Annotated in this window: 15 protein-coding genes; 4 read left to right on the top strand and 11 right to left on the bottom strand. The window is 36.5% G+C overall.

The annotated features are described in order from the left end of the window. Positions 1–15: 15 nt before the first annotated feature. Entirely contained in the window at positions 16–249 is a 234-nt protein-coding gene (locus MHH71_RS22680) for a DUF2627 domain-containing protein (protein ID WP_003200204.1), read from the top strand. Positions 250–285: 36 nt separating this feature from the next. Here MHH71_RS22680 and MHH71_RS22675 read toward each other — a convergent pair whose 3' ends face one another. Further along, the gene (locus MHH71_RS22675; protein WP_006095952.1) at positions 286–1,014 is read right to left on the bottom strand and encodes a glycerophosphodiester phosphodiesterase; all 729 of its coding nucleotides are present in this window, start codon (positions 1,012–1,014) and stop codon (positions 286–288) included. Between the two features lie 50 nt (positions 1,015–1,064). On the opposite strand from MHH71_RS22675, the gene MHH71_RS22670 reads away from it, so the two are divergent. The 3 genes from MHH71_RS22670 (at position 1,065) to MHH71_RS22660 (ending at position 2,981) form a co-directional block, all read left to right on the top strand. Further along, entirely contained in the window at positions 1,065–1,211 is a 147-nt protein-coding gene (locus tag MHH71_RS22670) for a YycC family protein (RefSeq protein WP_003200201.1), read from the top strand. Positions 1,212–1,590: 379 nt separating this feature from the next. Continuing rightward, positions 1,591–2,688: a response regulator aspartate phosphatase gene (locus MHH71_RS22665; RefSeq protein WP_006095951.1), complete on the top strand. Its 1,098-nt coding sequence runs from the start codon at positions 1,591–1,593 to the stop codon at positions 2,686–2,688. After that, entirely contained in the window at positions 2,688–2,981 is a 294-nt protein-coding gene (locus MHH71_RS22660) for a hypothetical protein (RefSeq protein WP_003208446.1), read from the top strand. The genes MHH71_RS22665 and MHH71_RS22660 overlap by 1 nt, the downstream gene beginning before the upstream one ends. A gap of 179 nt (positions 2,982–3,160) precedes the next feature. Here MHH71_RS22660 and MHH71_RS22655 read toward each other — a convergent pair whose 3' ends face one another. From MHH71_RS22655 to xseA, 10 genes are all read right to left on the bottom strand, one after another. Next, entirely contained in the window at positions 3,161–3,355 is a 195-nt protein-coding gene (locus tag MHH71_RS22655) for a hypothetical protein (RefSeq protein WP_018780786.1), read from the bottom strand. Positions 3,356–3,519: 164 nt separating this feature from the next. Beyond that, entirely contained in the window at positions 3,520–4,314 is a 795-nt protein-coding gene (gene spo0A / locus MHH71_RS22650; RefSeq protein ID WP_003208448.1) for a sporulation transcription factor Spo0A, read from the bottom strand. Positions 4,315–4,600: 286 nt separating this feature from the next. Beyond that, positions 4,601–5,902: a SpoIVB peptidase gene (gene spoIVB, locus MHH71_RS22645; protein WP_006095950.1), complete on the bottom strand. Its 1,302-nt coding sequence runs from the start codon at positions 5,900–5,902 to the stop codon at positions 4,601–4,603. A 118-nt stretch (positions 5,903–6,020) separates the two neighbouring features. Further along, on the bottom strand, positions 6,021–7,760 hold the full coding sequence (recN, locus tag MHH71_RS22640) for a DNA repair protein RecN (protein WP_018766169.1): 1,740 nt from the start codon (positions 7,758–7,760) through the stop codon (positions 6,021–6,023). Between the two features lie 272 nt (positions 7,761–8,032). Next, positions 8,033–8,482: an arginine repressor ArgR gene (argR, locus tag MHH71_RS22635; RefSeq protein WP_001032579.1), complete on the bottom strand. Its 450-nt coding sequence runs from the start codon at positions 8,480–8,482 to the stop codon at positions 8,033–8,035. Positions 8,483–8,624: 142 nt separating this feature from the next. Continuing rightward, on the bottom strand, positions 8,625–9,464 hold the full coding sequence (locus tag MHH71_RS22630) for a TlyA family RNA methyltransferase (protein ID WP_006095949.1): 840 nt from the start codon (positions 9,462–9,464) through the stop codon (positions 8,625–8,627). A gap of 3 nt (positions 9,465–9,467) precedes the next feature. Further along, positions 9,468–11,360 (bottom strand): 1-deoxy-D-xylulose-5-phosphate synthase, encoded by a 1,893-nt coding sequence (gene dxs, locus MHH71_RS22625; RefSeq protein WP_006095948.1) that lies wholly within the window; start codon positions 11,358–11,360, stop codon positions 9,468–9,470. 344 nt (positions 11,361–11,704) lie between these two features. Beyond that, positions 11,705–12,598: a polyprenyl synthetase family protein gene (locus tag MHH71_RS22620; protein ID WP_006095946.1), complete on the bottom strand. Its 894-nt coding sequence runs from the start codon at positions 12,596–12,598 to the stop codon at positions 11,705–11,707. After that, positions 12,598–12,828, bottom strand: a complete 231-nt coding sequence (gene xseB / locus MHH71_RS22615) for an exodeoxyribonuclease VII small subunit (protein ID WP_016116257.1) — start codon at positions 12,826–12,828, stop codon at positions 12,598–12,600. The genes MHH71_RS22620 and xseB overlap by 1 nt, the downstream gene beginning before the upstream one ends. Continuing rightward, a complete protein-coding gene (xseA, locus tag MHH71_RS22610) occupies positions 12,818–14,176 on the bottom strand; it encodes an exodeoxyribonuclease VII large subunit (RefSeq protein WP_006095945.1) in 1,359 nt (452 codons plus the stop codon). Before xseA ends, xseB begins: the two co-directional genes overlap by 11 nt. Positions 14,177–14,189 lie beyond the last annotated feature (13 nt).

Raw genomic sequence — 14,189 nt, 5'->3', positions numbered from 1 at the left:
AAAGGAGCATTATCTATGCAGCGTTACCTTGCTCTTCTATTAGCACTCATCCCCATCTCATTAGCAGTGCTAGGTATAAAATTGATGAGAGATACTGTATTTGGTATTCTTTTATCTCCAATCCCTGTATTATGGTTACAATTTTTAATAGGTGTATTCTGCTTTGCAATCGGTTTTTATATCTTTGGAGGCTTTGTTGTACATCGTGATCGTAAACGAAACAAAGTACAAGCTCGTTTCAGAAGATAAAAGAACATAAAAATGAGACCCTTCTAATGAAAGGTCTCATTTTTTCGCTTGTAATAACACTCTCGCTGCTTCTGGATAATCAGTAATAATCGCCGATATGTTCATATCAAAATACTTACGCATAACAGTTTCATCATTAATTGTATAAGGCCGCACTTCAACTCCGCTCTCCATTGTTAATTCAGCTATTGCATCCTGAAGATAACGATAGTTCGGATGAATCGCAGTAGCCCCCATTTTTCGCGCATACGCCCACGGGCTATGTAAACCTTCTCGATACAAAATGGCCGTTTGAATATCCGGAGCCATCATATGACATCTTTTCATACTGTAATGATTAAAAGAAGAAAAAATAACACGATCTTCTAGACCAAACTTTCGTATAAGTGTTATAACTTCTTCTTCTAAACCACAATATGGAATTTTATTATTTTTAAATTCAATATTGAGCAACAAACAATTCGATTTTAGCCATTCTAGCACTTCTTCTAATAAAGGAATTTTGCAAAAACCTACCTTTTCCGAAAACTGGTGACTCGCATCCAATTTTCGCAAATCTTCATATAAGTAATTACGAACGGCACCTTTTCCATTCGTTGTACGATTGACAGTTTCATCATGAATCACAACAACTTTTTTATCCTTCGTAAATTGAACATCTAATTCTATCCCGTCTGCCTGAAACGATTCCGCAGCTTTAAATGAAATCATTGTATTTTCTGGATACGCCCCCGCCGCACCGCGGTGCGCGAATATAAGAGTCATCCTCACTCCCCCAATCTTATGCTATACTATACGAAAAAGGAGGTACTTCTATGAAACCATTACAAATTTCTCCGGATACTGCAATTCGTTTATCAAAAGCTCTAGGTGTTCCACTTGAGCAAATTATGCATATGCCGCAGCACATTTTAGTTCAAAAGTTAGTTGAGCTAGAAAAACAAAATAAAGATGAAGAATAATCCAGTCCTGTTTTGCAGGACTGTTTATTTTCTCTATTCACCATATTTCCACCCATATATATCATAATATCATAAGCAGATTCTTACATAAACTTCAGGAACATATTTATCCCGCTATTCACGGGCAGTAAGACCCCCACCTCAAAATTTATTGACCTTCCTTCTTTATACAGTATTTTATAAGAAAATTATACTGTGTTGAGTTATTTTACTGTGCCAAATATTTGAATTTACTAAACAGGTGGAATGAATATGGTCAGTTATCTAATTGAACATAAAATTGTTACACAAATATCGAGAAATATGTAAACTTAATTTCTTTACATCTTATTCTTGCTATTATTATTTATAAGAATATTCAAAAAGTAGAGGGGATTTCATGAACGTTCAAATGAAGGGGAATGAACAGGTTACAAAGTTGCTAAATGACTGGTATCAATCTATGTTGTCACAACAAAATATACAGGCAACAAAGTTAAAACAAGAAATAGAAGATAGACTTTCCAATATCAAGGAAGATGAACATTTATCATTATATTATTCGTTACTAGATTTTAGATATAAAGTATTAACAGATGGACTTAACATCACAAAAGATAGCTTCGATAAAATTAATTCCTTCAAAATACCTAATAACAGCTTTCTTTCTTATTATTACCACTTCTTCAAAGCAGTTCACAGCACAATTCTTGCAGACTACAATGAAGCGAGAGAACATTTTGAAAAAGCAGAAAAGCTATTAATGTATGTTGTATCCAACGAATTAGAGGAAGCGGAGTTTAATTATCGTTTGGCTTCGTTCTATTATCAAGTTTACAAACCACTTTTAGTAATTGACCACATACGAATGGCAAAAGATATATTTTCTAAACATGTGGGCTACGAAATCAATGTAGCTTTATGTGATAACATTTTCGGGCTATCTTGTATAGATTTAAGACAATTTGAACAAGCCGAAGAAAGATTTAACACTGCTATAGATAGCCTAAACAAGAAAAATGAAAAAACATTACTACTACGTGTTAGAAATAACATCGGATTAATGTATGCGAATCAAAATCTTTCATCTTTAGCAATTCGTCACTTATCAGAAGTTACGGAAAATATGCCAAACCATTTTAAAGCTTTATATTTACAAGCTGATGAAAATATAAAATTAGGTGAAACGGAAATCGCATCTCAATTAATCGAAAAAGGCTTAAATATCTGTAACGAGTTAGAAAACAAAGAGTATCAATATCGCTTTAAGATTTCAGAAAAATCAAACAATTCATCCGATACTCTAGAATTAGAAACTGCTATATTGGCAAGATTTTCATACTTTAGGAAAGAAGAACTATGGGATTGTATTGAGGAATACACCGAACGACTAGCAAATAAATTTTATGCTGAGGAAAACCATTTAAAATCAAGCAAATATTTCTACATGAGTAATGAAGCGAGAAAAAAATTATTAGCTAAAGGGGCGTTAAAGTAATGAAAAAGATTGGATTAACAATAACAGGATTAGCATTAGCTGGAATTATGACTTTTGGTGTTAGCAACAACCCAGGATTTTCGTCATTGAACAAAGGTGACACACCTGCACCTCAAAGACCTGATTTAGCATTAAATATAGGTGATACACCTGCACCTGCCGATAATGGAGGCGATACACCCGCACCTGCTTATGACCATGGACAACCTTGGGGCTTAGCTGATGGAAACACTGGTGCAAGTATTGGAGACCACGGTGGTATTGTAGCACAAGATACTCACGCGGATTTGTAATCAAATTATCAAATAAAGAAAAGGAACGCCAAAACCCTCACACTAGGCGTTCTTTTTTATTGTAAAAATAAAAACCACGAATTAAATCGCGGCTTCTTGAAATACTTCTTGGACATCTATCATAATATCGGAAACATTAACGCCTCTACTCTCGCACATCCCTACCATTGCAGAAATAATTATTTTAAATATTTAATATACGTCCGAATATGAAGAGGTTTTACCTTATCAACATCCATAATCTTTAATTCTCTTTCTAAATATGAAGCAAATAACTTCAACGTTTGGTCATATGACCGAATTATTTTCCTACTTAGATACTTTGCATTACAATGAAGTAAAAAGTTTTCAACATTCATCTGAAAGTTGTTCATACAACAAAAAACCTCCTAGCTATTAGAATAAAAATTTCAATCCAATAAATAGAAGGTTTTTAAATTAACCGCCAATTATCTACGTACTTTATTGCTTACATACGTAATTCATCGGCTATTAAATTTTGTTATGAAATACACTTAACATCTTGATACAACAACACTTACGAAGCCTTATGTTCAAGCCTCAACTTATCTGCAACCATTGCGATGAATTCGGAATTCGTAGGTTTTGCTTTTGACATCGATACAGTATAGCCAAATAAGGACGAGATTGAATCAATATTCCCACGACTCCACGCTACTTCAATCGCATGACGGATTGCGCGTTCCACACGGCTTGCTGTCGTATTATATTTTTTCGCAATATCCGGGTATAAGACTTTCGTAATAGAACCAAGAAGCTCGATATCGTTATATACCATAGAAATTGCCTCTCGCAAATACATATATCCTTTAATATGAGCTGGTACACCAATTTCGTGAATAATGCTTGTAATACTCGCATCTAGATTCTTCGGTTTTCCATCTACTGTTGTTGCAGATCGGAAAGATGGTAGTGGACGTTTAATTGTAGTATTCGTTTTACCGCTTACTTGACGAATATGACCCGTTAAATTTTCCATATCAAATGGCTTTAAAATGAAATAAGAAGCACCTAAATCAACTGCTTTTTTCGTCACATCTTCTTGTCCAAATGCCGTTAACATAATCACATTCGGCTGTCTTAGTCGTTCAATATGACGCATTTTTTCCAGCACCGCTAAACCATCTAAATGTGGCATAATAATATCTAAAACAAGTACATCAGGTTGTTTCTCCTTCAGTAAATTCAAACACTCTTGACCATTATAAGCAATTCCGATTACTTCCATATCATCTTGAGCAGCAACATAACTTTCTAGCATTGATACTAGTTCCTTATTATCATCCACAAGACACACTTTAATTTTCTCCACAGCTTTTCCTCCCTTACCGAATCGATTCTCCCGACATGTGTAAGCTTCTAGGCTACATGAATTGTTCGACAATTGTGTGAAATTTCCCTTTTAAAGTTTCTTAATTTCCGATAAAATCACAAAAAAATATGTTTATCGTTCATTTATTTTCTTTCTTTACACATTCCATCATAGGTTTACAACGAAACGTTCACTCTTTTCTTTTATTTTACAACAAAAAACAGCTCTTGCGGAACTTTTACAAAATTTCAACGAATTTCTCAAGAAAAAAGCAAGCTGATGTTAATCAGCTTGCTTTTTTCTCTTGCTCATAAATATTAATTCCAGCTTCATGTAACATCCATTCAATATGGACACCATACCCTGAAGTTGGGTCATTCACAAATACATGTGTAACAGCACCAATCATTTTTCCATTTTGAACAATCGGACTACCACTCATCCCCTGAACAATACCACCTGTTTTAGCCAACAAACGTTTGTCTGTAACTTTTACAACCATTCCTTTTGTAGCTGGGAACTTTTGTGGTACCGTGCTTACGATTTCAATATCAAATGCCTCTACTTTATCTTGATCGATAACTGTTAATATTTTCGCTGGCCCTTCTTTCACTTGATGAGATAATGCAATCGGCATTGCTTCATCCATTATGCCATTTTTTATACCTGTATTTAATTTACCAAAAATACCAAAAGGACTATTTGTTGTAATATTACCAATCACTTCACGATCCGGTGAAAATCTTGCTAATTTTTCTCCTGGATTTCCATGACTACCGCGTTCGATAGAAGTAACTGTCGAACGAACAATCTGTCCATCTTCTACTTGAATTGGTTTTTTCGTATCATTATCAGAAATAACATGACCAAGCGCTCCATATTTCATCGAATCCGGATGAACAAAAGTCATCGTTCCAATACCAGCAGCTGAATCACGAATATATAAGCCAATCCGATAAGACGATTCACCATTATCTTTTTCTGGTGTTAGTTTCGTATGAATATACTTACCATCTCGTAATAAGACGAGGTTAAGCGGTTCACCTGTTTTTCCGCTATCATGAATAAAAGGTGCCACATCGCTCATTCTTTCAATTATTTTTCCATTAATTTCGGTAATCATATCCCCAACTTGTACACCAGCCACTTCTCCAGGCGATACTTTCCCTCTCTCTGTTTGAATTAAATGATGTCCAACAACAAGTACACCTTTTGTATTCAATTTCACTCCAATTGATTGCCCGCCTGGAATCACTTTAAAATCTTTTAATACTTTCACATTTACCTTTTTTACTGGAAATCCAGCAAGTTGAAAAACCATATCCGCTTCACCATTTTGATGCGAATTTACTACAAGTCCAGATTTCTGTTCTTTATTTGAACTCACTGTAAAAACATGATGATTTGTCGATGAAGCCTGGAAAACTGGAAATGATGCTATTTCGGATTGTTGACCCTCAAAAATAACGAGTTGCTTCGGGGATGAAATAAACGTACGAAGCGGTTTAAAACATCCAATAAAAATTAATGAAACAAGGAGGCAAAGACCTATTATTTTTCGGAATTGCTCTAATTTCAATTCATTCACTCTCCTCGCTCCTACCCCACATTCAGCCTAACGACTTCATCTTTTAATTTCTCCTTGCAACGCTTTGTTTATAACCGGAAGAATCAAGAAATCGTCATTTGAGCAAAAAAGCTATCCATTATTGGATAGCCTCTGCTGTCTGTTTAAAACGATGTGCTTGCGTAAGTAACTCTTTCGCATGTTCCGTCGTTAAATCGGTAATTTCCACGCCAGAAATCATTCGAGCAATCTCCGTTACCTTATCCTCTGTACTTAATACAGTAACTGATGTAATCGTCCGATCATTCGCAACTTGTTTACGGATAAATAAATGTGAATCCGCCATTGATGCTACTTGAGGTAAGTGCGTAATACAAAGTACTTGTGAGTTTACAGATACACGATAAATTTTTTCCGCAATCGCTTGTGCCACTCGGCCACTCACTCCCGTATCTACTTCATCAAAAATGACCGATGCAACACCTTGATGCTTAGAAAAGATACTTTTCAGAGCTAAAATAATACGAGATAACTCTCCACCAGAAGCTACTTTTGAAAGTTGTTTTAATGGTTCACCTGGATTTGTTGAAATATAAAATTCCACATGATCGTATCCATCTGCCGTAAGTTTCACTGGTGTCCCTTCTAGAAATGGATCATCATGGCTTCCTTCTCTTTTCTTAATCCTCACTTCAAATTTCGTTTTTTCCATATACAATTCTTTTAATTCTTGGTGGATTGCGTTCGTAAGACGATCTGCAAGTTGATGACGCATATTGCTCAATATTGTTGCTTCCTTCAAAATTACACTTTCTAATTCTTTTAATTTCTTTTTCGTCGTTTCAATATGTACATCTTTATTTTCGATTGTAAAAATTTCTTGCTCTATTTTATCAGCATACGCTAAAATCTCTTCTACAGTATTTCCATACTTTCTCTTTAGCATACGAATTTCATTTAAACGCGTTTCAATTTCATCTAAACGATTCGGGTCATATTCCATTATATCTAATCTTTCACGGAGCTGATAGGCAACCTCTTCTAATAAGTAGTAGCTATTTGCAATCGAATCATGGTTCTCTTGATACGCCTCATCTAGGTGTGTAATACTCTCCATTTGTCCCATCGCATTTCGCACATGATCAAGTCCACTACCATCTTCGCTTAACGAACGGTATGCATCACCAAGCGCTTTATAAATCTTTTCGAAATTAGAGATTTTTAATCTCTCTTCCGTCAATTCATTTTCTTCATCGACTTTCAAATCCGCTTTACGAATTTCTTCGTGCTGGAATTGAATTAAATCTAAGCGATGTGCCATCTGCTGTTCATTCTCTGTTAAGGATTTCAGTTGTTTTTTTAACTGCTCATACTCACCGTATACGCCCTGATATATTTCTAATTGGTTCACGATACGATCCCCATCAAAATGATCGAGCATAAACAAATGGCGTTCCTCATTCATCAAATCTTGCGTTTCATGTTGTCCATGAATATCAACAAGTGTTTTCCCAATTTCTTTTAATATACTCAATGTAACAAGTTTACCATTTACACGACATACACTTTTTCCATTCGCAGCGATGTCACGTTTTAAAATGATCATCCCATCTTCAATTTCAATGTCCAGCTCTTCAGCTTTCGTAATACATGGATGTTTATCATCCTCTATATAAAATAAACCTTCAATTTCAGCTTTTTCTGTTCCATATCTAACAAATTCTGCTGAACCGCGGCCACCAACAAGTAAGCTGATTGCATCAATAATAATTGATTTTCCGGCACCTGTTTCACCACTTAAAACTGTTAAACCTTTTTGAAAAGAAATATTTAATGACTCAATAATAGCAAAGTTTCTAATCGATAATTCCGATAACAATGCCCCATTCACCTCGTTATAAACTAATCCCCTAAAAAGGGCTTTCGCTAAGCGCTTTTCACTCTGCGTTTATCATATATATTGTATGTATAAATTACTCTTCTAGCCCGCTCCATTGTACCAAACATTCGTTTTACGGGTCAATCCATCGATTTCCTAACTTCATTCTAGAAAAACACCATATTTCACTTCACATTCATCTATTTTTCCTAGAATAAAAAATATCTTGTTTACTTTCTGCTTTTAGCAAAAGAGTAAACAAGATTCTTTTGTTACAACATATTTAAGAAACGATCTGATACAACACCTGTATCCTCAGGCGTACGGCAAATAATTAAGCAAGTATCATCACCACAAATGGTTCCAATAATCTCATCCCATTCTAAATGATCAATAAGTGCTCCAAGCGCGTGCGCGTTACCAGGTAATGTTTTTAACACAAGCATATGTCCTGCTGTGTCTAACTTTACAAACGAATCGACTAGATTACGTTTTAATTTTTGCAACGGGTTAAATCGTTGATCTGCTGGTAAGCTATATTTATAGCGACCATCATGCAATGGCACTTTTACTAAGTGCAACTCTTTAATGTCACGCGATACAGTTGCTTGCGTTACATTAAAGCCTTCATTACGTAAAATATCAACTAGTTCATCTTGCGTTTCAATTTCTTTATTCGCGATAATTTCTCTGATTTTAATATGGCGCTGACCCTTATTCATACATTTGCACCTCACACTATCTCTTACCATAGTTTAAACATTGGTATACTTCACTTATTTATGTTAACTTATAATCGTTTACTTGTACATAATTGTTTTTACAATCATTATACAATTCCAACAAAAAGAGGAACAACAACCGTTATTCCTCTTTCCCTTTTTGTTTTAAGACCTCATGAGCTTCTGTTACAACTTGCTCTACAGAAACCAGAGAATGCTTTTCGCCAATCTCACGTTCACCATGCCACTTTAAATGAACTAAAAACTCAATATTTCCGTCCCCACCTGTAATTGGAGAAAATGTTAAGTTTTCAACATCATACCCTTCTTTTATTGCGAAATCAACAATCATTTCTACGACAGCTTCATGAACTTTACGATCACGAACGATGCCCTTCTTCCCGACCTGCTCTCTTCCAGCTTCAAATTGTGGTTTAATTAAAGCCGCAACATCACCATTTGGAGTCAATATCGTTTTTAAGACTGGAAGAATTAATTTTAACGATATAAACGAAACATCAATGCTAGCAAACTGCGGCAAGCCACGCTCTAAATCAGTCGGTGTTACATAACGAAAATTCGTCCGTTCCATAACAACAACGCGCTCATCTTGACGAAGCTTCCAAGCAAGTTGATTGTACCCTACATCTAAAGCGTAAGATAACTTCGCACCATTTTGCAGCGCACAATCTGTAAAGCCACCAGTTGATGAACCAATATCTAACATAATTTTATCTTGTAAATCAAGATGAAAAGTCTCTAATGCCTTCTCTAACTTATAACCGCCACGGCTCACATATGGCATAACTTGTCCTTTTACCGTAATCGGTGTATCTTGTGGAATTTTTTCCCCTGGTTTATCGAGTCTCATTTCATTTGCATATACAAGACCCGCCATAACAGCGCGTTTTGCCTTTTCACGCGTTTCTATAAGTCCTCGTTCTACTAATAGTACATCTACTCTTTCTTTTTTTACACTCATTTGTTACGCCCTTTTTTGTTTTGATGGAATCATTGTATGAATGCGGTCCACAACAGCATCTGTCGTTAAACCAATTTCTTCTAACAACTTTGTAACACTACCGTGTTCAATGAAATGATCTGGAATTCCCATTCGTTCGATTAAAGCACTATGATACCCATGCTCAGTAGCAAATTCTACTACACCTGTACCAAATCCACCGATTAAACAAGCTTCTTCAATTGTTAAAATCGGCATATTCTTACCTAGGAGTTCATGTAAATATGATTCATCCATCGGCTTAATAAAACGAGCATTCACGACTTTCACTGAAACTCCAGCTTTTTCGAGACGCTCCGCCGCTTCCAGCGCCATCGGAATCGTTGTACCAAATGTCAAGATTGCTGCTTGCGTACCTTCTTTTAAGGTTTCCCATGTACCAATTGGAATAGCTTTGAGTTCTTCATCCATTTTAACTCCAAGTCCATTTCCGCGCGCATAACGCAGAGCAATTGGACCATCTTCATATTGCATTGCCGTATATACTAAATGCTGCCCTTCATTTTCATCTTTCGGCATCATGAGCACCATATTTGGCAAGTGGCGTAAAAACGCGATATCAAATACACCTTGATGCGTTTCACCATCTGCTCCAACCAATCCAGCACGGTCAATTCCAATGAAGACATTTAAATTTTGACGGCATATATCATGAACAACTTGGTCATATGCACGTTGTAAGAATGTTGAATAAATCGCTAAGAACGGCTTCATTCCCTGCGTTGCCATCCCAGCTGCCATCGTTGTGGCATGTTGCTCAGCAATTCCCACATCAATCATACGATCTGGAAATTCTTGATGAAACTTTTCAAGCTTAGAACCAACTGGCATTGCTGGTGTAATCGCAACGATACGCTCATCAGTTCTTGCAAGCTTACGAACTGTCTCACTTACAACCGCACTCCACGCCGGTGCAACTTCTTTTGGCTTTACAAAATCACCAGATTCGATTTTATATGGTCCTGTTCCATGCCAAGTTCCAATCACATCGCTCTCTGCTGGTTTATAGCCTTTTCCTTTTTTCGTAATCACATGAACAAGTACCGGGCCTTTTGTTTTCTTTGCATATTGAAGCGTTTCAAATAAGTTTTCATAACTATGCCCATCAACAGGACCTAAATATGTAAACCCTAACTCTTCAAAGAAGACACCTGATACAAGTAAATATTTTAAACTATCTTTTACTTTTTCTGCGGTTGCTGCAACTTTCCCACCAACTGCTGGAATTTTCTTGAGTAAATACTCTAGTTCATCCTTCACCCATTGATATTTTCCAGCCGTACGCAGGCGACCAAGAACGTTATGAAGAGCTCCAACATTCGGAGCAATTGACATTTCATTATCATTTAAGATAACAATCATATCTGTTTTTTCATGCCCGATATGGTTTAATGCTTCTAAAGCCATTCCACCAGTCAAAGCACCATCCCCAATAATTGGTATAATACACTCTTTCGTTTTCTTTAAATCACGTGCTAAAGCCATTCCCATTGCAGCAGATAATGAAGTCGAACTATGACCTGTTTCCCATACATCATGCTCACTCTCGCAACGTTTTGGGAAACCACATAGACCTTTATATTGTCTTAATGTGCCAAACTCTTTTGCACGCCCTGTTAAAATCTTATGCACATAGGATTGATGTCCTACATCCCATAAAAATTTATCTTTTGGACTGTCAAATAATTTATGCAGAGCAATTGTGAGTTCTACTACACCTAAGTTAGGAGCAATATGTCCACCTGTTTGAGAGAGCTCTTCAATTAAAAACTTCCGAATATCCTCACTCAATGCCTCTAGTTCGCTGATAGACATATCTTTCAAAAAACTAGGGTTTTGAATTTGCGTTAGATCCACATGGATCACTCACTTTCGTTTCATAATCTGTCAATATGGCAAATATTACAAAAAAATATTTGCACAACACAAGAAATTCTTCAATATCATTCCTATTTTCTATCCTGCTTGAACAGACAATTCGTCATCTTTCTCTACATTCTTAGAAAACGAAGTATCCCTTTCAAGTAAGAAGCCTACATGAATCATAGCTCCTCTATCCGATGAAAAAAGAGCCGCTAACACAAAGTGATAACGGCAACGTAATCTAGATATATTTTTGCCAATAACAAGAAAAGAAAAACCTTTTTCTACATTTATACCACAAAATAATAAATGACTCAACAAATGAAAACGTTCTTACATTAGTTATTACGCTTTGCGATCAAATCACAAATAGATAATAAATACTCATCTTGTAATTGTAAAGATGCTATCGCATCTTTCGCTTTAACAATTGTTTCTTCTAAGATACATTTTGCCTCATCTATAGTAAATAACGTCGTATATGTACTTTTTTCATTGGAAGCATCACTACCAATCGGTTTTCCAATTTCTTCTTCCGTACCTTCTACATCTAAAATATCATCTCGAATCTGGAAAGCCAGACCAATATATTTTGCAAATGCAAGTAGTTTCTTCTCTTGTTCTGGTGTTGCTCCTGCAAGTACCGCTCCTGCAAGCACGGCATATTCTAATAACCGCCCTGTTTTATGCTTATGAATATATTCTAATTCACTAAGCTCAAGCCGCTTTCCTTCCGCTTCCATATCCGCTACCTGTCCAGCAACCATTCCTTCTGGTCCAGCTGCTTTTGCAAGTTCAAGCGCAAGTCTTAGCTTTGTTTCTGTAGAAATGTCTTGATGATGATACGCTGTCACTACTTGGAAAGCATGTGTTAACAAGCCATCTCCCGCTAAAACGGCCATCGCTTCACCAAACACTTTATGGTTTGTTGGTTTTCCCCGTCTTAAATCATCGTCATCCATACATGGTAAATCATCATGAATTAACGAATAGGTATGAATCATTTCAAGAGCACAAGCTGCTCCTATACCCAGTTCTCTTTCCTTTTCAAACGCTTGCAACGTTGCAAATAAAAGTAACGGACGGAGACGCTTTCCGCCTGCTTCCAATGAGTATGTCATCGCTTCGCGAAGTACATTTGGACATTGTAATTGATTTGCATAGCGTACAAGCTGCTCCTCGACGAAAGTTTTACTCTCTTTCACAAAAGCATCAAAAGCTACATATGCCACTATGCTTCATCTCCTACAGCAGTAAATGGTTTAAGTTCTCCATCTTCTCCAAGGATAACTGCCATTTGTTCTTGTACATCTTTCAATTTCTCATCACATAGCTTAGACAACTCCATACCTTCTTTAAAATATGAAATCGCCTCTTCTAAAGGAACATCGCCTTGTTCGAGCTTAGAAACAAGATGTTCAAGCTGAGAAATTGCTTCTTCAAAGCTTAATTTATTTTCCATTGTTCAATTCACGCTCCTCTATGCCCGATACGCTACAATCTAACACTCCATCTTGTAATTGTACTGAAACAACATCACCAAGGCCGACATCTTTCACACTTTTTAACACTTGCTTTTTTTCACTATATACGAGCCCATATCCTCTCATCATTACTTTAAGTGGACTTAGTGCCTCTAATTTTTGAGCCGCCCTCATAAACGCAAACTCTTTCGTTTGCAGTAATGTTTGCATTTCACGTTGCAATTGCTTTTGCAACGTTTCTACCCTTGTTTTTGTTTGTACAATCTTTTGAGAGGGATGATGCTTCTCCAAATAAAATGAGAGCTGTTTTAACTGATTTACCTTTTTCTCTACATAGCGTTCTTTCACCAAAATAAGCTGTTCAAGAGTACGATCTAACTGTTCTTCTTTTTGCTCATACACTTGCTTTGGATAACGAAACGCATACGATTTTTGAAGTGTTTGCAGTTGTTCTTGCTTTTTATGTAACATCTCTCGCATTGCCCTTTGCAGGCGAAGGGTTCGTTGTAACACTTTCTCTTGTAATTCAATTATATTTGGTGCTGCAAGTTCTGCTGCTGCCGTTGGAGTTGGTGCACGTAAATCTGCTACAAAATCAGCAATTGTAAAGTCTGTTTCATGTCCAACTGCCGAGATGATTGGAATTTCACTTGCAAAAATCGCACGTGCAACCATTTCTTCATTAAAGGCCCATAGTTCTTCAATGGAACCGCCCCCACGACCGACAATTAAAGCATCTATATCCTTCATCTCATTCGCTGTTTGAATCGCTTGTACAATTGAGGGAGCCGCAGACTCCCCTTGTACAAGTACCGGAAATACAATCACATTCCCAATTGGATAACGACGTTTAATCGTCGTTATAATATCCCGAATCGCAGCTCCTGTTGGAGATGTAATGACACCAATTGTTTTCGCATAGGCAGGGATTGGCTGTTTATAAACTTGAGAAAACAGCCCTTCTTCCTCTAATCGAACCTTTAATTGCTCATAAGCTAAATGAAGATTACCAATTCCATCAGGCTGCATATCATGAACATAAATTTGGTATGAACCACTTGCTTCATAGACAGAGATTTTTCCTTTTACAAGTACTTTCATTCCATCTTCTGGTCTGAATTTTATATTGCGATTATGACCCGCAAACATAACCGCTGCTATTCTTGCATTTTCATCCTTTAATGTAAAATACATATGGCCACGGCTATGACATTTAAAGTTTGAAATTTCTCCTTTTAACCAAACAGACTGCAAATGCGGGTCATACTCTATTTTTGTTTTTATATAGCGTGTTAATGCTGTAACGGTTAAATATTGCTTTTCCATCTTTCTCTCCTCA

The organism is Bacillus sp. FSL H8-0534 (genome assembly GCF_038005885.1).
GTDB classification, from domain to species: domain Bacteria; phylum Bacillota; class Bacilli; order Bacillales; family Bacillaceae_G; genus Bacillus_A; species Bacillus_A pseudomycoides.
This window is presented reverse-complemented; position numbering and strand designations above follow the sequence as displayed.

Excerpts from the sequence above, each read along its gene's own strand:
- MHH71_RS22655 (WP_018780786.1), bottom strand. The coding sequence starts at position 3,355 with ATGAACAACTTTCAGATGAATGTTGAAAACTTTTTACTTCATTGTAAT.
- MHH71_RS22660 (WP_003208446.1), top strand. The coding sequence starts at position 2,688 with ATGAAAAAGATTGGATTAACAATAACAGGATTAGCATTAGCTGGAATT.
- MHH71_RS22675 (WP_006095952.1), bottom strand. The coding sequence starts at position 1,014 with ATGACTCTTATATTCGCGCACCGCGGTGCGGCGGGGGCGTATCCAGAA.
- xseB (WP_016116257.1), bottom strand. The coding sequence starts at position 12,828 with ATGGAAAATAAATTAAGCTTTGAAGAAGCAATTTCTCAGCTTGAACAT.
- MHH71_RS22670 (WP_003200201.1), top strand. The coding sequence starts at position 1,065 with ATGAAACCATTACAAATTTCTCCGGATACTGCAATTCGTTTATCAAAA.
- MHH71_RS22630 (WP_006095949.1), bottom strand. The coding sequence starts at position 9,464 with ATGAGTGTAAAAAAAGAAAGAGTAGATGTACTATTAGTAGAACGAGGA.
- MHH71_RS22665 (WP_006095951.1), top strand. The coding sequence starts at position 1,591 with ATGAACGTTCAAATGAAGGGGAATGAACAGGTTACAAAGTTGCTAAAT.
- MHH71_RS22680 (WP_003200204.1), top strand. The coding sequence starts at position 16 with ATGCAGCGTTACCTTGCTCTTCTATTAGCACTCATCCCCATCTCATTA.
- xseA (WP_006095945.1), bottom strand. The coding sequence starts at position 14,176 with ATGGAAAAGCAATATTTAACCGTTACAGCATTAACACGCTATATAAAA.
- argR (WP_001032579.1), bottom strand. The coding sequence starts at position 8,482 with ATGAATAAGGGTCAGCGCCATATTAAAATCAGAGAAATTATCGCGAAT.